Source organism: Phyllobacterium sp. UNC302MFCol5.2 (assembly GCF_000686005.1).
Lineage (GTDB): Bacteria > Pseudomonadota > Alphaproteobacteria > Rhizobiales > Rhizobiaceae > Phyllobacterium > Phyllobacterium pellucidum.
Map to the genome: position 1 here is coordinate 220,615 of NZ_JMLL01000013.1, position 20,794 is coordinate 241,408.

General features: G+C 59.7%; 17 protein-coding genes and 1 tRNA gene. 10 read left to right on the top strand and 8 right to left on the bottom strand.

All coding sequences use genetic code 11. From position 1 onward, the window contains the following. Complete coding sequence (lpdA, locus tag BR48_RS0117795; RefSeq protein ID WP_027232547.1) at positions 1–1,398, top strand: dihydrolipoyl dehydrogenase; 1,398 nt, start codon at positions 1–3, stop codon at positions 1,396–1,398. Positions 1,399–1,508: 110 nt separating this feature from the next. Here the strand turns inward: lpdA and BR48_RS0117800 are convergent, their stop codons facing one another. Together BR48_RS0117800 and parE are read right to left on the bottom strand one after the other, a co-directional pair. Then, entirely contained in the window at positions 1,509–1,925 is a 417-nt protein-coding gene (locus BR48_RS0117800; protein ID WP_027232548.1) for a hypothetical protein, read from the bottom strand. Between the two features lie 176 nt (positions 1,926–2,101). Next, positions 2,102–4,180 (bottom strand): DNA topoisomerase IV subunit B, encoded by a 2,079-nt coding sequence (gene parE / locus BR48_RS0117805; protein ID WP_027232549.1) that lies wholly within the window; start codon positions 4,178–4,180, stop codon positions 2,102–2,104. A 292-nt stretch (positions 4,181–4,472) separates the two neighbouring features. Between parE and BR48_RS24895 the strand changes: the two genes are divergently transcribed. Both BR48_RS24895 and BR48_RS0117815 read left to right on the top strand, forming a co-directional pair. Continuing rightward, complete coding sequence (locus tag BR48_RS24895) at positions 4,473–5,429, top strand: DMT family transporter (protein WP_051615149.1); 957 nt, start codon at positions 4,473–4,475, stop codon at positions 5,427–5,429. Positions 5,430–5,459: 30 nt separating this feature from the next. Beyond that, complete coding sequence (locus BR48_RS0117815) at positions 5,460–7,472, top strand: acetyl/propionyl/methylcrotonyl-CoA carboxylase subunit alpha (protein ID WP_027232550.1); 2,013 nt, start codon at positions 5,460–5,462, stop codon at positions 7,470–7,472. 7 nt (positions 7,473–7,479) lie between these two features. Here BR48_RS0117815 and lipB read toward each other — a convergent pair whose 3' ends face one another. Continuing rightward, positions 7,480–8,208, bottom strand: a complete 729-nt coding sequence (lipB, locus tag BR48_RS0117820; protein WP_051615151.1) for a lipoyl(octanoyl) transferase LipB — start codon at positions 8,206–8,208, stop codon at positions 7,480–7,482. A gap of 257 nt (positions 8,209–8,465) precedes the next feature. On the opposite strand from lipB, the gene BR48_RS0117825 reads away from it, so the two are divergent. Continuing rightward, positions 8,466–8,550 (top strand) — tRNA-Leu (locus tag BR48_RS0117825). Between the two features lie 107 nt (positions 8,551–8,657). On the opposite strand, the gene BR48_RS0117830 is transcribed toward BR48_RS0117825, so the two are convergent. Next, positions 8,658–8,936: a hypothetical protein gene (locus BR48_RS0117830; protein ID WP_027232552.1), complete on the bottom strand. Its 279-nt coding sequence runs from the start codon at positions 8,934–8,936 to the stop codon at positions 8,658–8,660. Positions 8,937–9,268: 332 nt separating this feature from the next. On the opposite strand from BR48_RS0117830, the gene BR48_RS0117835 reads away from it, so the two are divergent. After that, the gene (locus BR48_RS0117835) at positions 9,269–10,693 is read left to right on the top strand and encodes an aldehyde dehydrogenase family protein (RefSeq protein WP_027232553.1); all 1,425 of its coding nucleotides are present in this window, start codon (positions 9,269–9,271) and stop codon (positions 10,691–10,693) included. A gap of 30 nt (positions 10,694–10,723) precedes the next feature. Here BR48_RS0117835 and BR48_RS0117840 read toward each other — a convergent pair whose 3' ends face one another. From BR48_RS0117840 to BR48_RS0117855, 4 genes are read right to left on the bottom strand one after another with little or no spacing between them, the layout of a single operon-like run. Beyond that, positions 10,724–12,310, bottom strand: a complete 1,587-nt coding sequence (locus tag BR48_RS0117840) for a 5-guanidino-2-oxopentanoate decarboxylase (protein WP_027232554.1) — start codon at positions 12,308–12,310, stop codon at positions 10,724–10,726. Beyond that, a complete protein-coding gene (locus BR48_RS0117845) occupies positions 12,307–13,494 on the bottom strand; it encodes an aminotransferase class I/II-fold pyridoxal phosphate-dependent enzyme (RefSeq protein WP_027232555.1) in 1,188 nt (395 codons plus the stop codon). Before BR48_RS0117845 ends, BR48_RS0117840 begins: the two co-directional genes overlap by 4 nt. Then, positions 13,494–14,150: a TetR family transcriptional regulator C-terminal domain-containing protein gene (locus BR48_RS0117850; RefSeq protein WP_027232556.1), complete on the bottom strand. Its 657-nt coding sequence runs from the start codon at positions 14,148–14,150 to the stop codon at positions 13,494–13,496. The genes BR48_RS0117845 and BR48_RS0117850 overlap by 1 nt, the downstream gene beginning before the upstream one ends. After that, positions 14,147–15,019 (bottom strand): arginine deiminase family protein, encoded by an 873-nt coding sequence (locus tag BR48_RS0117855; protein WP_027232557.1) that lies wholly within the window; start codon positions 15,017–15,019, stop codon positions 14,147–14,149. The genes BR48_RS0117850 and BR48_RS0117855 overlap by 4 nt, the downstream gene beginning before the upstream one ends. Before the next feature lie 170 nt (positions 15,020–15,189). On the opposite strand from BR48_RS0117855, the gene BR48_RS0117860 reads away from it, so the two are divergent. From BR48_RS0117860 to BR48_RS0117880, 5 genes are all read left to right on the top strand, one after another. Beyond that, the gene (locus BR48_RS0117860; protein WP_027232558.1) at positions 15,190–16,014 is read left to right on the top strand and encodes an ABC transporter ATP-binding protein; all 825 of its coding nucleotides are present in this window, start codon (positions 15,190–15,192) and stop codon (positions 16,012–16,014) included. A gap of 109 nt (positions 16,015–16,123) precedes the next feature. Continuing rightward, the gene (locus BR48_RS0117865) at positions 16,124–16,852 is read left to right on the top strand and encodes a transporter substrate-binding domain-containing protein (RefSeq protein ID WP_244506707.1); all 729 of its coding nucleotides are present in this window, start codon (positions 16,124–16,126) and stop codon (positions 16,850–16,852) included. 115 nt (positions 16,853–16,967) lie between these two features. Further along, a complete protein-coding gene (locus BR48_RS0117870) occupies positions 16,968–17,681 on the top strand; it encodes an ABC transporter permease (protein ID WP_091923007.1) in 714 nt (237 codons plus the stop codon). Positions 17,682–17,782: 101 nt separating this feature from the next. Further along, entirely contained in the window at positions 17,783–18,520 is a 738-nt protein-coding gene (locus BR48_RS0117875; RefSeq protein ID WP_051615173.1) for an ABC transporter permease, read from the top strand. 191 nt (positions 18,521–18,711) lie between these two features. Next, a complete protein-coding gene (locus BR48_RS0117880; protein ID WP_027232562.1) occupies positions 18,712–20,715 on the top strand; it encodes a CocE/NonD family hydrolase in 2,004 nt (667 codons plus the stop codon). Positions 20,716–20,794 lie beyond the last annotated feature (79 nt).

A 20,794-nucleotide genomic window follows, 5' to 3' on the forward strand; every position in this document is an offset into this window, starting at 1 on the left:
ATGAAGGACATTTCCTGCAAATTGCTGGTGATCGGGGCAGGGCCGGGCGGTTATGTCTGCGCCATTCGCGCCGGACAGCTTAACGTCGATACCGTGATCGTAGAAGCGGTCAAGGTGGGTGGAACGTGCCTGCTGGTCGGCTGCATACCATCGAAAGCCTTGATCCACGCAGCCGACGAGTTTGCCAAGGTCGCGCATTTTGCCGCGGGGCAAACCCCGCTCGGCATTTCGCTGAAAGAACCATCCATCGATTTCTCGAAGACCATTGCCTGGAAGGACGGCATCGTCAGCCGCCTCAACAATGGCGTCGCTGGGCTTTTGAAGAAGGCCAACGTCAAGATTGTTACCGGCAAGGCAAAATTCCGCGACGGCAAGACGGTCGAAGTCGAGACCTTGACCGGGCAGCAGATCATTCGCGCTGAAAATATCGTGATCGCCACCGGGTCGGCGCCGGTGGAGATTCCGTCATTGCCGTTCGGCGAAAACATCATTTCCTCGGCCGAAGCCCTCGCCCTGCGCGACGTGCCCGAGAAGCTTGTCGTGGTCGGGGGCGGGTACATCGGGCTTGAACTCGGCACGGCCTATGCAAAACTTGGCTCGAAGGTCACTGTCGTCGAGGCATTGCCAAAAATCCTGCCGCAATATGATGCGGAACTGACACGGCCGGTATCGCGCAGCCTTTCCGAACTTGGCGTCATGGTGCTGACCGGCGTCAAGGCCAAGGGCATGAGCGCCAAGGGCGATGCGCTCCTGATCGAAACCGCCGATGGCAATGACGACAAGATCCCGGCCGACAAGGTTCTGGTGACTGTCGGCCGCAAGCCGGTGACCTCGGGTTGGGGGCTTGAGGAGATCGACATCGACATGGATGGACGCTTTGTCCGCATCGATGACAAATGCCGCACGTCGATGCGTGGCATCTATGCGATCGGCGACGTGACCGGCGAGCCGATGCTCGCACATCGCGCCATGGCGCAGGGCGAAATGGTGGCTGAGATCGTGGTCGGCGAAAATCGCAGCTGGGACAAGCGGGCTATTGCTGCAGTCTGCTTCACCGATCCGGAGATCGTATCGGTCGGCCTTTCGCCGGACGAGGCAAAGGCCGCCGGTCACGAGGTCAAGGTGGGACTGTTTCCCTTCGTTGCCAATGGCCGCGCCATGACTCAGGAAGGCGAGGAAGGCTTCGTGCGCGTGGTGGCAGCCGCAGGTAATCACCTGATCCTTGGCATCCAGGCGGTTGGCAAGGGCGTGTCGGAGCTTTCGGCAGCATTTGCGCTGGCGCTCGAAATGGGCGCTCGCCTCGAAGACATCACTGGTACGATCCATGCGCACCCGACGCAGAGCGAGGGCTTCCACGAAGCCTGCCTGAAGGCGCTCGGGCACGCATTGCATATCTAAACAGGAGCCCCGCCTGCTCGAAGGATCGCAGGTTCTTAACGTACAACACAGGATAGGCCCATCCGGCGCGTCAGCGCCGGATGAAACTCTTCAGGCTTAACCGACGAGCGTTACTTGCCGGCTGCGGTGTCAGCGTCCTTGCGGGCAAGCCATGCCTCGAGTGACGCTTCTTCCGCGTCGTCGATAGCAGCGGCGGCGACTTCGCGCGCAGCGAGCGCATATTCTTCGGCCAATACGGCGCGATCCTCGAGGCGGTCGACTTCGAGCTGCGTCTTCCATTCAGAAATCTGATCGTCCGTTGCCGCCTTCTTGGCATCGACCCAGTTCTTGATCCGGGAGTTTGCCGCTGCAACCGAGGCCTTGCCCTCGTCTATACGGCCTTTCACTTCATCGAGACGGGCACGCACATCCTGCTCGGCATCGTCGACTTTGCCGTCAATTTTGGCTTTGAGACTATCCAGATTTTCGCTGGCAGCGGTCAGCTTGAGACGGAGGCTTTCGGTGAATTGATCAATCTTCTGGCCCATGGCAATTTCCTTAAATAAAATTGTGATCGATTAAGTTGTTGCTCGGCGAATATGAGCTCCGAGACAATGAATATTGCATTGTTATAAAATAGATATGTGACAAGCATCGGAGATGCGGCGCAGTACATGATGGCCCGCGACGCGGGCCAAAAAGAGCACAACCAGATCAGTTCAGCTCAAATATCGAGTTCTTCGACGAATGCCGCGCGATCCTGAATGAACCGGAAACGGGCGTCGGGGCGCGTGCCCATGAGATCGTCCACGGCAAGCTTGGTCTCGTTGATCCATTCCTCGTCGATCTGGACCCGAAGCAGCGTACGCTTGCGCCGGTCCATCGTCGTTTCCTTGAGCTGGTCGGCGCGCATTTCGCCGAGGCCCTTGAACCGGCCGATCTCGACCTTGCCCTTGCCCGTAAACTCGGTCTTCAGGAGTTCGTCCTTGTGCGCATCATTGCGGGCATAGGCGACCTTGCCGCCCTGCGCGATGCGATAGAGCGGCGGCACGCCGAGGAACAGGTGGCCGTTGCGGATGAGATCCGGCATTTCCTGATAGAAGAAGGTGATGAGCAGCGATGCGATATGCGCACCGTCGACATCGGCGTCGGTCATGATGATAACGCGGTCATAGCGCAGGTCCTCATCGCGATATTTCGATCGCGTGCCACAGCCCAGCGCCAGGATAAGATCGCTAATCTGCTGGTTGGCGGTCATCTTCTCGCGGCCGGCGCTGACGACATTGAGGATCTTGCCGCGCAGGGGCAGCACAGCCTGCGTCGCGCGATCACGCGCCTGCTTCGCCGATCCGCCGGCGGAATCACCTTCGACGATGAAAAGCTCAGCGCCGATCGCTCCGGTCTGGCTGCAATCGGCAAGCTTGCCGGGAAGCCGCAGCTTCTTGACCGCGGACTTGCGATTGACCTCTTTTTCCTGCCGGCGCTTGACCCGCTCGTCCGCGCGGTCGATCACCCAGTCGAGAAGCTTGGACGCCTCTTGCGGCGAGGCGGCAAGCCAATGGTCGAACGGGTCGCGAATGGCATTCTCGACGATGCGCTGCGCTTCGACCGTCGCGAGCTTGTCCTTGGTCTGACCGACAAATTCCGGCTCCCGGATGAATACGGAGAGCATTGCGGCAGAGGAGATCATCACATCGTCGGTGGTTATGATCGAGGCGCGCTTGTTGCCGGCAAGCTCCGCATAGGCCTTCAGGCCGCGGGTGAGGGCGATGCGCAAGCCCGCCTCATGGGTGCCGCCTTCGCCCGTCGGAATGGTGTTGCAATAGGAGTGGACGAAGCCGTCGCCGCCGTGCCAGGTCACAGCCCATTCGAGCGCGCCGTGTCCTCCGGACTTTTCAGTCTTTCCCGCAAACATTTCACGAGTGACCTGAAATTCCTTACCAAGCGAGTTGCTGAGGTAATCCTTGAGCCCACCGGGAAAATGAAAAACCGCCCTATCCGGCGTCGGGTCCTTCGGATCCAGCAATGAAGGCGCGCAATTCCAGCGAATTTCCACACCGCCGAAAAGATAGGCCTTGGAGCGCGCCATTTTGTAGATGCGCGCCGGATCGAATTTTGCGCCTTGTCCAAAAATTTCCGCGTCGGGGTGAAACGTCACCTTGGTGCCACGGCGATTCTGAACGTCGCCAACTTCTTCGATCCGGCCGAGCGGGTTGCCGCGCGAAAATCGCTGGCGATAGAGCTTGCGGTTGCGTGCTACTTCGACTTCGAGATGATCGGAGAGCGCGTTGACGACCGAGACGCCGACGCCATGCAAGCCGCCCGAGGTCTCGTAGACCTTGGAGTCGAACTTTCCGCCCGAGTGCAGCGTCGTCATGATCACTTCAAGGGCCGACTTGTCCTTGAACTTGGGATGCGGGTCGACAGGGATGCCGCGACCGTTGTCCGTTACCGACAGATAGCCGTGTTCGTCGAGTTCAATGTCGATGAAATTGGCGTGGCCCGCCACCGCCTCGTCCATCGCATTGTCTATGACCTCGGCAAAGAGATGATGCAGCGCCCGCTCGTCCGTGCCGCCAATATACATGCCGGGACGCCTACGCACCGGCTCCAGCCCTTCGAGAACCTCAATGTCGGCAGCGCTGTAACTATTGTCTGCGGCCTGCTTCTGCGGCAGTTTCGCGCTCGGCACTGATCGCTCGGATGACGCAGGGACGCTCGTTTCCGGACGCGACTGTACCGCCGCCTGGCGTTCGCGGGCTGTCTTTACGACTGCAGAAAATAGATCGTTGCTGTCATCCATGGTCTTGATCGGCCAATTCTATCCCAATTCGAATCACCTGCAATCCTTGCATGCCCCGAGGGGAAAGGCGATGGGAGTTCGCTGTCTGTTCTGGTGTTCACCCACAGGACTATGCCATGCGCGTGGGCGTATCAAGCAACTTTCTACCTCCAACTCACCTTTTCGGATCCAGCCTGCGTCAGGAGGTCCAAGAACGAACATGTCCGGCTCACTCCAGCAATTGATTTTTTCTGCGGAGCCGATATGCCAGCAGTCATCTCGCCCGCCTGCTTCATCCGGAAAGGTCAAAGCCATGGAAAACACGACCTCGCAACAGTTGAGGGGCGTTTCAGCAATGGCCGCGGCCATGTTTTTCCTGCCGATGATGGATGCGATCGCCAAATGGCTTTCGACCGTCGACAGCATGCCGCCGGCGACTGTAACCCTGTCGCGCTTCGTCGTCCAAACCCTGTTGACCCTGTTGATTATCGTCGCGCTCAGTGGCGCCCGTTCGCTGAAACCGGCAAAGCTCTGGGGCAATATGTTTCGTGGCGTTTTGATGGGCATCGGCAGCCTCTGCTTCTTCGCAGCCGTGAAATACATGCCCCTTGCCGATGCAATGGCCGTCTTTTTCGTCGAACCGCTGATGTTGACCCTGCTTTCAGCACTGATCCTCAAGGAAGAGGTCGGCTGGCGCCGGCGCAGCGCTGTCGCGGTTGGGTTTGTCGGCACCCTGATCGTCATCCAGCCGAGCTGGGAACTCTTCGGATGGGTGTCGCTGCTGCCGCTCGCCACCGCGACGCTTTTTGCCTTCTACCTGATACTCAACCGCCGCTATGGCGATGCGGACACGCCGCTCGTCATGCAGCTCTATGCCGGCATCGGCGGCACGATCACCGTTATCATTGCCCTGGTGCTCGGCCAAATCTTCGGCGTGAGCGACATGACGCTTGGCAGACCGACGGCCGGGCTCTCATGGCTGCTTCTTTTCGCGATCGGCGCGATTGCAACCGGCGGGCACCTGCTCGTCGTGCATGCATCGCGTCTTGCGCCGGCGTCGCTGCTCGCGCCATTTCAATATCTCGAGATCGTCATGGCCGTGATCATCGGGCTCGTCGTCTTCAACGAATTTCCTTCTGCCTCGAAGTGGCTGGGCATTGCCATCATTATCGGTTCTGGCGCCTATGTGGTCTGGCGCGAGGGCAAGAAGCGCAACGCAACCGGAGCGACTGCCGAAGAACCTGTTGAGCAAGTGCGCGATTGGCAATAGAAACAGGAACATGCTCCGGGGAGGACTTACGTGTTCAAGAAAATCCTGATCGCCAATCGTGGCGAGATCGCCTGCCGCGTCATCAAGACCGCACGCAAGATGGGTATTGCCACTGTTGCTGTCTATTCGGACGCGGATCGCGATGCGGTGCATGTGGAAATGGCCGACGAGGCCGTGCATATCGGCCCTTCGGCCGCATCTGAAAGCTATCTTGTCGCCGACAAGATCATTGCGGCTTGCAAGGCCACCGGGGCCGAAGCCGTACATCCGGGCTATGGGTTCCTTTCCGAGCGCGCTTCCTTCTGCGAAGCGCTGGAAAAGCAGGGCATTATTTTCATCGGGCCGAAGCCCAGGGCGATCATCGCCATGGGCGACAAGATCGAGTCGAAGAAATTCGCCAACGAGGCGAAGGTCAGCACTGTCCCGGGCTTCCTCGACATCATCAAGGATGCCTCGCATGCGGAAAAGATCGCCGGCGAGATCGGCTATCCGGTGATGATCAAGGCTTCTGCAGGCGGCGGCGGCAAGGGCATGCGCATCGCCTGGGACAAGTCCGAGGTGCGCGATGGTTTTGAGCGGGCAACGTCCGAGGCGCGCAACTCCTTTGGCGACGATCGTGTATTCATCGAGAAATTCGTCGTCGATCCGCGCCATATCGAGATCCAGGTGCTGGCCGATGCGCACGGCAACTGCATCTATCTCGGCGAACGCGAATGCTCCGTGCAGCGGCGCAACCAGAAGGTCGTGGAGGAGGCGCCGTCGCCCTTCCTTGACGAGGCGACCCGCAAGGCCATGGGCGAACAGGCGGTAGCGCTGGCAAAGGCCGTCGACTACCAGAGCGCCGGGACCGTCGAATTCATCGTCGACAAGGACCGCAACTTCTATTTCCTCGAAATGAACACGCGCCTGCAGGTGGAGCATCCGGTCACCGAGCTCATCACCGGCATCGATCTTGTCGAGCAGATGATCCGCATTGCCGCCGGTGAAAGGCTTGGTCTTCAGCAGGCCGATGTCAAACTCAACGGCTGGGCGGTGGAGAGCCGCCTTTACGCCGAAGACCCCTATCGCAACTTCCTGCCCTCGATCGGCCGGCTCACACGCTACCGGCCGCCCAGCGAAGGCCCAGTGGGCAAGGCGATCATCCGCAACGACACGGGTGTTACCGAAGGGTCGGAAATCTCCATGTTCTACGATCCGATGGTCGCCAAGCTTTGCACGTGGGCGCCGACGCGACTTGAGGCTATCGACGCAATGGCCGATGCCCTCGATGCGTTCGTCGTCGACGGCATCGAGCACAATATTCCCTTCCTTGCCGCGCTGATGCAGCATCCGCGCTGGCGCGAGGGCCGACTTTCCACCGGGTTCATAGCCGAAGAATTCCCCGATGGCTTCAAGCCCGTGGTCCCGGCAGACGAGGATCGTGATGTCCTTGCCTGCGTGGCGCTTGCCGTTGAACTCGTGCGCAAGGAGCGTCTCGACCGCCTCAACGATCGCCTGCGGCCGCACACAGGCAAAATCAGGGCCGATTGGGAAGTCCGCATCGGCGACGACTACGTCCCTGTCCATATCGATGCTTGCACGGCCCATCCGCCATCAAAAATGGAATTCAGGCTGCATGGCGAGAAAGTGTTTACGGTTCGCGCCAACTGGCAGCCCGGCGATGCGGTCTGGGACGGCTATATCGGCGAGCGTTCTGTCAAGGCGCAGCTTCGCCCGGTGCTGAATGGCATGCGTATTGACTGGAAGGGCATTTCGGTTACCGCCCACGCCATGCAAAATCACGTCGCCGCACTCGAGAAGTTGATGCCGGTGAAGGTGCCGCCTGACACCTCAAAGCTGCTGCTTTGCCCAATGCCCGGCCTGATCGTGTCGATCAATGTTACCGTGGGGCAGGAAGTGAAGGCCGGCGAAACGCTCGCGATCGTCGAGGCGATGAAAATGGAGAACGTTTTGCGTGCCGATCGCGACCACATTGTTTCGGCGATCAACGCCAGAATCGGCGACAGTCTCGCCGTCGATGCCGTCATTATGGAATTCGCGTGAGGTCCGGCTAGGCCGCCGCGACCTTAACGACTGGTCCAAACACATCCTCGAAGGCGTCCAGCAAGGCGCGATCAATATCGTGCATGTCGACCGGCAGGCCAAGATCGACGAGGCTGGTTACGCCGTGGCCCCGCACGCCGCAAGGAACAATCCCGTCGAAATGTGCGAGATCCGGTTCGACATTGATCGAAATGCCGTGAAAACTCACCCATTTGCGCAGGCGAATGCCAATGGCGGCGATCTTGTCTTCAGCGGGCGAACCATCGGGCAGGGGCGGGCGCTCCGGCCGGGTGACCCAGACGCCGACCCGATCCTCGCGGCGCTCGCCGCGAACATTGAATGAGGCAAGCGTGGTGATGATCCATTGTTCGAGAGAGGTCACGAAGGCGCGTATGTCTTCACGCCGTCGCTTCAGATCGAGCATGACGTAGGCAACGCGCTGGCCGGGGCCGTGATAGGTGTATTCGCCTCCCCGTCCGGTTGCATGGACCGGAAAGCGATCGGCGACGAGTAGATCGGCCGCCTTGGCACTGGTGCCGGCTGTATAGAGCGGCGGATGCTCGACGAGCCAGACCAGTTCTCGCGCCCTGCCGTCGCGAATGGCTGCCACGCGCTCGTCCATGAAGCCGAGGGCGGTGTCATAGTCTGTCAGTCCATCGGTAACGAGCCATTCGACGGGTGACGATTCGCCCTCGGGCAGGAAATCGGGGACGAGGTCGTCGCGAATGGTTCTCATGGTATGAATGCCGGTCCGGTTATCTCTGCCTGCGCCAGAATCGTAGTTCGCTTAGCCGGCGTGGCTTCGTTTCAACGATTGCGTTGGGTGTGCCGCATATGGACCTTTTCGGGCGGAATTTCCAGTCTTGCGCGGCTGCGTGAAGGTTTATGCCGGCTTTCTAAAAAACAATCGGATTATCGGTAGATAGGGCTTGTTTCACCGAAACCTATTTGCTACATGCCGCGAGCCGACTGGTTCGGCTTCTACCACAGAGTGCGGTCGTGGCGGAATTGGTAGACGCGCAGCGTTGAGGTCGCTGTGTCGCAAGACGTGGAAGTTCGAGTCTTCTCGACCGCACCATTTTCTCTCAAATAATTGAATCTTAAGCAAAATATGGCGGCCTCGGCCGCCATATTGCTTATAGATGCCACCCATGAGGCAGAGTTTGGCGAATGATCGAATCTTGGTCACATGAACGTGCTTATAATCGACTTGATTTCACTCATCGGCAACAGAGCCATACAGAATAACGCAGCTAGCCCCAATTGAGCCAACCGGGCGCTTGACGACGCGAAGCCCAGAATTCCAAAGGCTATAGGCAGGCCCCAGCTGCTCTGCAAGCCCAACTGATTATGGTGCAGAAGCAACCAACTAACGATCATGTATCCCGATGCGCGAACTGCGCGTTTTCCGAATTTGACAATTAGATCGACAAATTCCTGATCAAAAGTGTCGCCGTCGGTCATGCCATCCTCCAAACTTGGGACGGCAGGAAGCGTTCAGCGACAAGGAAAGGCCCTGGGCGGAGGCCCAACGTGGACTGGGAGATCATAGTATTTTCCTTAATTCAAAATATAAAAAGTATGCCTCACTCCTCTAGCCAATTTGTGGATCGAGAACAACCATCATGAATCGTGCGCCCGAATTTTTCGCGGACTAGACGTAGCGCTCACACTCGGCCGCCTTAACGATGATTCCGCTCTCCGCGCCATCTAATTATACAACCGTATAAAGTTCTTGCCTTCGTCCGATTGTTGGTCAGAATGGGCCTACGGCTAAGTTCTCGGAGGAAAGTTTCATGCTCGACAAACGCAACTTCTATATCGATGGCGAATGGGTGAAGCCGCTCGAGCCAAACGATCTGGAAGTCATCAACCCGGCGACTGAACAGCCGATTGCGGTTATTTCCGTGGGCACGGCCGCCGATATCGACCGCGCCGTGGCTGCGGCAAAGAACGCGTTTCAAACCTATAGCCAGACGTCTGTGGACGAGCGCCTTGTTCTGCTCGAAAGGCTGCTCGCTATCTACAAGCGCCGCTATGACGAGGTGGCCAGAACGATCACCCTTGAACTCGGCGCTCCTATCACGATGAGTACGCAGCAGCAGGCGGACGTTGGCGTCGGCCATCTTCAGGGCTTCATTGATGCGCTGAAGAATCTCCATATGCGCGAGGAACTGCCGAATGGCGACCTGTTGGTGCGCGAGCCCATCGGCGTCTGCGGCTTGATCACGCCGTGGAACTGGCCGATCAACCAGATTGCGCTCAAGGTCATCCCGGCGCTCGCAACGGGCAGCACATGCGTGCTGAAGCCGAGCGAATTCACGCCGCTCAACGCCATGCTCTACGCCGAAATGATCGACGAGGCGGGCTTCCCGGCTGGCACATTCAATCTCGTCAATGGCGATGGTGCGACTGTGGGAGCGGCGCTCTCCAGGCACAGGGACGTCGACATGATGTCCTTTACGGGATCGACCCGCGCCGGCATCGCCGTCAGCAAGGATGCGGCGGAAACGGTGAAGCGCGTTACCCTCGAACTTGGCGGCAAATCGCCGAACATCGTTTTTGAGGATGCGGATCTCGAGGATCGCGTCGCCGGCAGCGTTCTTGAATGCTTCAATAATAGCGGCCAGTCCTGCGATGCCCCGACGCGCATGCTCGTCCAGCGCTCGGTTTATGACCGGGCCGTGAAGATTGCCGAAGAAACCGGAAAGCAGGCGCGCGTCGGCAATCCTGAGGAGGAGGGTGAACATATCGGCCCGCTCGTCAGCCATGTCCAGTATGGAAGGGTGCAAAACCTCATTGAGGCGGGAATTGCCGAGGGCGCGCGCGTCGTCGTTGGTGGCGCAGGCAAGCCTGAGGGCTACGAGACCGGATATTTCGTGCGTCCGACCATCTTTGCCGATGTCAGCAATACCATGCGTATTGCGCGCGAAGAGGTGTTCGGCCCCGTGCTGGCGCTGATACCCTTCGACACGGAGGAGGAGGCCATCGCCATTGCCAATGATACGCCCTATGGTCTCGCGGCCTACGTGCAGACCGGCGACGCCAAGCGCGCCGAGCGTGTCGCTGCAAGGCTGAAGGCCGGTATGGTTCATATCAACGGCGGACCGCATCGCTACGGCAGTCCGTTCGGAGGCTACAAGCAGTCCGGCAATGGCCGCGAGGGTGGCAGGTTCGGCCTCGAGGACTTCTTTGAAGTGAAGACGATCCACCGTCCATAAGACGGAAGAATGGCTGACGGCTCCAAGCCGTCAGCCAACCAGTTTTTCATCGATTTCAATCAGGTATGGGCTATTGCTCGCCTTGCCTCGCAACAGCGAAGCCGGGAGTTCACCGATATCGCTGAGACGCTCGGCCGGTACGCCATAGGCTTCGGCAATCTTGATATAGTCCGGAGCAGAGGGGCGAACACCAACGGGGTCGATATTCACATCGACCATGGCGCGCTCGATCTCCTGATAGCCCTGATTGTTCCAGACGATGAAGATCATCGGCACGTTTTCATCGACGGCTGCGCCGATTTCACCGAGCACGAACTGAAAGCCGCCATCGCCGACAATGCAGACCGTCGAGGTCTCGGGCTTGCCAAGGGCTGCGCCAATGGCTGCAGGCGGCCCGAAGCCCAGCGCTCCGAAACCTGTGGCAGCGTTGAACCAGCCGCCGACGCGGTCGTGATCGTAATAGAGGTTGCCGGAGTAAATCGTTTGCGTCGAATCGCCGACGATGAGCGAATTGGGCAGCGTATCGCGCAACGTATTGAGCAAACGCACCTGACCCTGGATGCGCGCGCCGACATCGGCCCAGGCCGCGTCGCGCACGCGCTTTGCGCGTTCTTCGCCGCCTCGGCCGTTTCTGCGGTCCGGCAGGGCTGCAGAAAGTGACCCGACGGTTTCCTTCGCGTCCGCTTCGATCGGCATGAATGCGGGCCAGCGATCGAGCTGTCCGGCATCGATGTCGATGCGCACGAAGCGCTTCAATTCCGGGAAGCCGCCATCGGCGTACATGTCATAGTCGGTCGGTCCCATTTCCGTGCCGATGGCGATGACGAGATCGCTGTCGGCTAGGAGCTCGCGCACCGCCTTGAGGCTCGGGCTTGCCGGGATGAGCAGCGGATGCTTGTGCATGATGCCGCGCCCGTTCGTGGTGGCGACTACCGGCGCATCGAGCTTCTCGGCGAGAACCTTAAGGCCGTCCGCCGCAGACTTTGCGCCGCCGCCAACGAGAATGACGGGCCGTTCCGCTGACAGGCAGTGGCGGACCAACTCGGCTATGGTTTCGGTCGATGCGTGCGGCACCGGCGCATCGGAAGGCTCGCGCTGCGCGCCTTCGAGCGGTAGCGCCATGACGTCGAGCGGAATTTCAATATGAACGGGGCCCGGACGACGAGACGCAAAAAGAGCAAAGGCCCGGGCAAGCACGATGGGCAGTTCATCGGGCTTTTCGATCCGGTGCGAGAACATTGCAACCGTCTGCAGCATGGCGCGCTGGTTCGGAAGTTCGTGCAGGTAACCCATGCCCTTGCCAAGCGAGTCGCGTTGGTTCACGCCGGATATGACCAGCATCGGAATGGAATCGGCACGCGCCTGTCCCATGGCAGTGATCGTATTGGTAATGCCCGGTCCGGTGATGACGAATGCGACGCCCGGCTTGCCAGTCGCGCGTGCGTAGCCATCGGCCATGAACCCGGCACCTTGTTCGTGGCGCGGGGTAATGTGGCGTATCTTGGAGCCGGCAAGGCCGCGATAAAGTTCGATGGTGTGGACGCCCGGGATACCAAAGACGGTATCGACGTCATAGGATTCGAGCAAATGAACGAGAGCTTCACCAACCGTGGTCATGCGGATTTCCGTTTCTGAAGGCGTGATGCGAGCCGGACGACGCCGGCACAGGCTGCGTCGATCTTGTCGTCGGCGACACTGAGGCTGAGGCGAAGATAACCGGCAAGGTTTTCCCCGAACGATTCGCCCGGCATGACCGCGACGAGTTCTTCTTCGAGGAGCCGCATCGCAAATTCATCGCCGCTAAGACCAGTGGCGCGGATATCGGCAAGAATGAACATTCCGGCCTGTGGGATCTTGCAGTCGATGCCCGCAACGCCATCGAGGCGGCTGGCGATCGAACGCGCCCGGCGAAGATAGCTTTCACGCATCGTCGATGCGGCGGCTGAAGGCTGGCCGAGCGCATAGGCGGTCATATCCGCGATGAAGGGCTGGCCGCCAAAGAGCATCGATTCGGAAAGCGGCAGCAGGCGGCGGGTAAAGTCCTTCGGCCCGACGCACCAGCCGCTGCGGAAGCCCGGCGCCGCATGCGACTTGGAAATGGAGGAGACCGCGACAGTGCGGTCCGCAAGTTCCGGCTGATCGAGCGGCGAAGCAAAGGTACCGTCGAATATGAGCTGCTCGTAGACCTCGTCGGAGACAATCCAGAGATTGTGTTTCCGGCAGACTTCGCCGATTTCAGCGATTTCCCTGGCGCTGAGTACCGCGCCCGTCGGGTTGTGCGGCGTATTCAACAGCAGCACCTTGGTGCGCGGCGTAATGACCTTTTCCAGGTCGGCCGCCTGCATGCGAAAACCCTTTTCCGGACGCAGCGGCACCGAGACGCGCATTGCGCCGGTTGCGCGTACGACGCCGTCATAGGTCGCATAGAGCGGATCCCCTGTTATGATCTCGTCGCCTTCCTCGGCGATGCCAAGCATGACGAGGGAGAGGGCGGTCTGGGTGCCGGGAAAGCACATGATGTGCTCGGCATCCATCGGGCGACCGGTGCGGGCGGTATATTTGGCCGAAAGCGCGGCCAGTACTGCAGGTTCACCGCGGCCATTGGAATAGCCGGTGCGTCCGGCGCGCATCGAGCGTTCTGCGACATCAATCATATCGTTTGGCGTCGGGATGTCCGGCTCGCCGATGGTGAGCTCGATGACGTCTTCGCCGGCATGCTTCATTTCGCGGGCGCGCATATGCACCGCCCACTTGTCAGAGCCAAGCCCCGCGAGACGATTCGTAACAGACGCATAGCGCATCATGGCGCGCCTCCTTCAGCTTTGAGAGAAATTCCAAGTACGGCTTCGATAGCGCTTATGCCGGTTTCGGCCAACTCGCCATCGGAGAAAATATCGCCGGCCAGGCAGCCTTCGAGCCACAGCCCGTCGATGATCGCATTGATGGCAATGGCGTGGCTGCGGGTGTGGCGCGATTCGGCCGGAGCGCTTGCCGACAGCAGGGCGTCGCGGATCAGGATTTCGAGTTCGTCGCGGAAGCCGAGATAGCCGTCGCGATGTGCTGCTGCCATGGCCGGATCGGCGTGGACGAGCGCAATGAAACCCGCCCAGAGCGAAAGATTGTGCGGGTCCATGATCGGCTGGCCGAGATTGGCGGTCACGAAGGCGTAGAGGCGGGCGCGGGGATCGTCATTCGCGCTTCTGAGAGCGTCGCTCGCCTGCACGGTCATGCGTTGCATGACGGCACGGTAGGCCGCGCCGATCAGTTCATCCTTGGTCGGAAAATAATAGCGGATAAGCCCGGCGGTGACACCGGCGCGTTGCGCAATTTCCCGTACCGTCGCACCGGCAAGGCCGCGCTCGGCCACGCATTCCAGCGTTGCCGCGATAAGATCCTCGCGGCGCTTGTCCTCGCCCTCGCGGCGAAAGCTCTTGCGGGTGGCGGTTTCAGCGTTCATTGGCGCCAGACAGGGCGCGTGAGGCAGGTCGGGCCGCCTTCGCAGGCGATGCAGAGCGCATCGGCCTCGAAGGTTGTGACAGTGCAGCCTGCTGCTTCCATGGCGGCCTTCGTGCCCTCGAAGCCCGCGACGGCAATGACCTCATAGGGTGCTGTCGGCAGGACGTTGAGGTTGAGACCATTGCTGGCCGCAAATTCTGCTTCAGGAGCGGCAACCAGGCGAATGCCGCGCTCTTTCAACAGTTGGTAGAACGCTGCCGGCAACAGCGGCATGTGTACAAGCGCAAGGTCTTCGGCGAGCGGGGATATGATCGACATAAGGTGCAGGCAGGCTTCTTCTCCGTGCCAGAGCGGCAGGTCGAAGCCGAGAACCGTGACGCCAAGCGGCTTGAGAATATCGGCGAGCTGCTCGATCCCCGCCTGATTGGTACGGACCCCGCGTCCAACCGCCAGGGTCTTTTCGTCGACCCAGACGCAATCGCCGCCCTCGACGGTACCGGGCGCCTCGATGCGGCCGAGGACCGGCACATCCATCTGCCGATAGGTCTCCCGGTGCAAGTCCGTTTCCTCAAGGCGCAGGGGCTTTCCCATGCGCAGGATAACGGCGCCCTTGTCAGTCACCAACGATGGATCATGGGTGAAGATGGAATCGGACAGCCCGTCATTGCCGTCGCGTATCCACGTGATCTCCGCGCCCGAACGGGCAACGAGATCGGCAAACACGCGATGCTGCTCGGAAGCCTTGCGTGGATCGAATTGCGGCCCATAGTGCCAGACGTCGCGTTCGGCCCCTGCCATGACGTGGTCCGGCTTGCGCATGATGACGCGCTTCAAGGGGAGGGCCATGGACTGGGAACCGAATGCTTGCATCTGCGCTGCTCTCAAAAAATTGTTTCTGGGAGTATTTATACGCTTGCATAAATAGAGCGCAAGTGGTGTGATGCAGCCAAAGAGGGCAATTTAGACCCTGTCAGATAATGAGGCGGATCAAAGGCTGTCATGACAAGACGTGCAAGCCCAATACGAGCAGGTATCCCGGAATGACGGCGATGGAAGCGGCAACCGTTTCGACGGATCCACTTCAACGGGCGACAGGCGAGCAAGCTGAAGCCATTCATATCGAGAAGCTTCACAAGCGCTTCGGAGCACTCGAAGTTCTGAAGGGCGTGTCCCTGACGGCGCGGGATGGCGATGTGGTCGCCATGATCGGCGGCAGTGGCTCCGGTAAATCCACGTTCCTGCGTTGCATCAACTTTCTCGAAAATCCCACCAGCGGCATTATTCGCATCAATGGTGAAGACGTAAAAATGGTGAGCGACGGCCATGGCGGCCTGCATCCCGCCAACCGGCGCCAGATCGAGCGCATCCGCAGCCGTCTCGGCATGGTGTTCCAGAACTTCAACCTCTGGCAGCACATGACGCTGATCCAGAATGTCATCGAAGTCCCCGTCCATGTGCTCGGCATGAAGCGCGACGAGGCCATGGTCATCGGCGAGCAACTGCTCGAGCGCGTCGGCCTGTCGGCCAAGCGCGACGTTTATCCTGCCTATCTCTCCGGTGGCCAGCAACAGCGCGGCGCAATTGCGCGGGCGCTTGCAATCCAGCCGCGCGTCATGCTGTTTGACGAGCCCACCTCCGCGCTTGATCCGGAACTTGTCGGCGAGGTGCTGCGGGTGATCGGCGATCTCGCCGAGGAAGGCCGGACCATGCTTCTCGTCACGCACGAGATGAAATTCGCACGCGAGGTCGCGAGCCACGTCATCTATCTGCACAACGGCATCATCGAGGAAGAGGGTCCGCCGGAAGCATTGTTCGGATCGCCAAAATCTGAACGTTTGAAGCAGTTTATCCGGACTGTTTCATAAAATAAGCAAGCAACAGGAAACAATCCTGGGGAACATTGAAAGAATGGAGATGAGAATGAAGTCGTTTTTGAAAACAACGGTAGCCGCCGTTGTCCTGGTCGTCGTCGGCATGGGCGCTGCAAGCGCCGAGCAGGTGAAAGTCGGCATCGCTGCCGAGCCCTATCCGCCATTCACCTCGCCCGACGCATCGGGCAAATGGAACGGCTGGGAAGTCGATATCATCAACGCGCTGTGCGAGCAGGCCAAGCTTGATTGCGTCATTACGCCTGTCGCTTGGGACGGCATCATTCCTGCCTTGACCACGAAGAAAATCGACATGATCGCCAGCTCCATGTCGATTACCGACGAGCGGTTGAAGACCATCGATTTTTCCGACAAGTACTACAACACCCCTACTGTCATCATGGGCGCCAAGGGCGTGGAGATGCAGCCGACGCCGGAAGGCCTGAAGGGCAAGATCATCGGCGTTCAGGTGTCGACGGTGCACCAGGCCTACGCCAAGAAGTACTTCGCTTCGACCGCAGCCGAAATCAAGGAATACCAGACGCAGGATGAGGCGAACCAGGATCTCGCCGCAGGCCGCATCGATGCGACGCAGGCCGACTCGCTCGCGCTCGAAACCTTCGTTGCGACCGATGCAGGCAAGGCGTGCTGCGAGATCAAGGGCAAGGTAGCCGATGATCTGGAGATCCTCGGCCCCGGCGTCGGCGTCGGGCTGCGCAAGGGCGATACCGAGCTGAAGGACAAGATCAACGCTGCCATCAAGGCGATCCGCTCAGATGGCAAGTATGACGAGATCTCGAAGAAGTATTTCAACTTCGATATTTATGGCGGCTAAGCTGTCCGGCCGGAGCGGGATAGCCCGTTCCGGCCAACTTGTTCAAAACTCTATCCGATACTGAATCGAGGACGGCTTGGCCGACGCATCGATCCTTCCCGCCGCCATATCCGGCATGTTCGGGCTCCTGTCGCCAAATCCACCGGGGTGGGGCGGCAATCTGCTTCGCGGGCTCTTTCACTCCCTGCAGATCGCACTCGGTTCGTTCGGCATTGGGCTGATCATCGGAACGCTCGGCGCTTACGGCAAGCTCTATGGCGGCCCGATTGTCCGCGACATTGCCGCTATCTACACCACAATGGTGCGAGCAATTCCCGAACTGGTGTTGATCCTGCTGCTCTATTATGCCGGCACGGACCTCATCAATCGCCTATTCGAGGCCCTCGGTTACAGCCGGGTCGATATTAGCGGCCTTGTCGCCGGTATCGTCGTCCTCGGTTTTGTCCAGGGCGCCTATGCAACGGAGGTCTTGCGCGGCGCAATCAAATCCATTCCGCAGGGCGAGATCGAAGCGGCGAGGGCCTATGGCATGTCGCCGAGCCTGATGATGCGGCGCATTACGCTGCCCGCGATGCTCCCGCATGCGCTCCCGGGACTAGCCAATCTGTGGCTGATCGCCACCAAGGATACATCGCTTCTGGCCGTCGTCGGTTTCGCCGAGCTTACGCTCGAAACGCGCCAAGCGGCGGGTGCGACCAAGGCCTATTTCCTCTTCTATATGGCAGCAGGCGCGCTTTATCTGTTCATCACGCTGTTTTCAAACGCCATTATTGGCCGGGTTGAAATCTGGGCCCGACGCGGCATGCCCTCCGTCAAGGAGGCGCATTGATGTCCGAAACGCCTATTGAAGTCCCGATCGAGACTTTTCCGATCCACAAGGAAACAGACGGCATCCGCATCGCAAGCCTGCTGCAGCCGCATCGCATCGTCATGATGCTGATCGGTCTAGCGTTGATTGCGTCCGCCGTTTTCTTCATGCGCTGGGACTGGCTGCAAAACTACGGCGACCTTATCGCTCAGGGCCTGTGGCGGACGATCTGGATCCTGATCGTGACGGTTATCCTGGGCTTCCTGCTGGCGGTGCCGCTTGGACTCGCCCAGGCGTCCGGGCCGGCGATTCTCGCTGTTCCGGCCAAGATGTTTTGCACCGTCATCCGCGGCACGCCGCTGCTGCTGCAACTCTGGCTGCTCTATTACGGCCTTGGTTCGCTCTTCCCGCAATATCCGTGGATACGCGGATCGGAACTCTGGCCTTATTTGCGGCAGGCATGGCCCTATGCGGTGCTGGCGCTGACCTTGTCCTACGCGGGCTATGAGGGCGAGGTAATGCGGGGCGCATTCGCCAGCGTTCCCAAGGGGCAATTGGAAGCCGCACGCGCCTTCGGCATGCCGCGCTTTACGATCTTCAGGCGGATATGGCTACCGCAGGCGATCCATAGGGCGCTGCCGACGCTTGCCGGCGAGGCTGTCCTGCAGCTGAAGTCGACGCCGCTCGTAGCGACCATTACCGTCGTCGATCTTTACGCGGTCGCTTCGCGTGTCAGGCAGGATACGTTCCTGACCTACGAGCCGTTGCTCCTCCTTGCCGCGGGATATCTCGTGATCACCGGCATTATCGTGATGCTCTTCAGGCGCGTTGAAAGAATGATCCCCTCGAAGCTCGGATGAAAAACTCGGGTGTGGCGCAAATTGTGTGAGTTATGTCGCAGCTGTTTTATGCCTGCTGGCGAGCAGATGCGCATAGTGTGGGCAAAGGAACACCTCGCAAAGACGAGAAAATGGGATTCTGGCTTTCGCCGGGCGTCACGCCTTCGGCGGGCATTGTCTGTTTTCAACTCTGCGCGAGATGAAAGGCGATAATGCGGACAGTCGAAACGTTTCCTCAGAATGTCATCGAGCATGCCGATATGGGCATCGTCCTGGCTGATGGTTGCCGGCTTTCGGCGCGGGTGTGGATGCCGGAAAATGCCATCGATAGTCCGGTTCCCGCCATTCTCGAATTCCTGCCCTATCGCAAGCGGGACGGAACGACGGCGCGCGACAATCTCACCCATCCGTATTTTGCCGGTCACGGCTATGCCTGCCTGCGTGTCGACATGCGCGGCAATGGCGATTCCGAAGGGCTCATGGAAGATGAATATTCCGAACAGGAACTTGCCGACGCGTGCGAGGTGATCGACTGGATCGCCGCGCAGCCATGGTCCACCGGCAAGGTTGGCATGATGGGCATATCCTGGGGCGGCTTCAATTCGTTGCAGGTAGCAGCGCTCCAGCCCGAGCCGCTCAAGGCCATTATCACGTTGTGCTCGACCGACGATCGCTTCGCCGATGATATCCATTACAAGGGCGGCCTGCTGCTCAATGAGAATCTCGGCTGGGGCGCAACAATGCTTGCCTATTCCTCGCGTCCGCCAGACCCGGCGCATGCCGGTGCAAAATGGCGGGAGATGTGGCTGGAGCGTCTCCACAACGAGCCGTTCCTGCCAGCTGTATGGCTCAAGCATCAGACGCGCGACGACTATTGGCGGCGTGGCTCCGTCTGCGAGGAGTTTTCGGCGATCAAGGCCGCGACCTTGGCGATCGGCGGCTGGGGCGACGCCTATAAGAACGCCGTCCCGCGCTTGATGGAAGGTATAACCGCGCCGGTCAAAGGCATCATCGGGCCATGGGTACACAAATACCCGCACTTTGCCGTGCCGGAACCGCGTATCGGCTTCCTGCAGGAGGCGCTGCGCTGGTGGGATCGCTGGCTCAAGAATATCGACACCGGCGTCGAGAACGATCCGACGTACCGTGGCTACCTGATGGATTCGGTCCGTCCGAAAAGCTGGTACACGGAACGCAGCGGCTATTGGATTGCCGAAAACGAGTGGCCTTCGCAACGTATCGGCAGCAAGGTGCTTCACCTTGCGGGCGACCGGTCACTGGCGCCGGAAGCGAGCGAAAACTTCTCGCATCTGGTCGCGTCGCCGCAGGATTGCGGAATGATGAGCGGCGAATATTGTGCGATCTGGCTCGGACCGGAAATGCCCGGCGACCAGCGCCGCGACGACGCGCTTTCGCTTTGCTATGACAGGTCCCTCGACGAGGCAATCGACATTGTCGGAGCGCCGGAAATCACGCTTACCCTATCGAGCAACAAGCCGGTGGCCATGGTCGCGGTGCGGTTGTGTGACGTGCATGCGGATGGCGCCTCGACCCGTATCACCTATGGCGTCTTCAATCTCTGTCACCGCCACGGCCATGACAATGCCGAGCCACTGGTGCCCGGCGAGCAAGTGACAATTACCTTCAAGCTCGACGATATTGCCTATAGGGTCCCGGCCGGGCACACCTTGCGCGTGGCTGTTTCGACGTCTTATTGGCCGCTTGTCTGGCCGTCGCCATCCCATGTCAGCCTCAGCATCCACGCTGGCAGCGTGGCAATTCCCTCGCGCCCGCTTGCGACCGGCGACGAGTGGACTTTCCCCGAGCCGGAGGGCGCATCGCCATGGCAGATTGAGACATTGCGCGAAGGTGGCAATAGCCGGACGATCGAACACGATCAGGTAAGCGGCAAGATCACGTTACTGATCGAGGATGATTTTGGCGAGGCGCGCGACAAGGATCATGGGCTGATTCATGGCGGCGTAGCGCGCGAGCGTTGGGAGATCCATCCTGACGATCCGCTGTCGGCCTATGGCGAGACGCATTGGACCGAGATTTCCGGACGCGACAATTGGCGTACGCGCACGGAGACCTACACGACGATGCGATCGGACCAGCACAATTTCTACCTGACGGGGCGTATCGAGGCCTACGACAACGACAATGTCATCTTCGAGCACGACTTCGCAGAAACGATCAAACGAAGCTTCATTTGAGATTCAGATGAGCCGGGGAGGACTATTTAGCAATCAACAGTTGTAATCCACGGGTATCAAGTCACATTATCACAAAAAC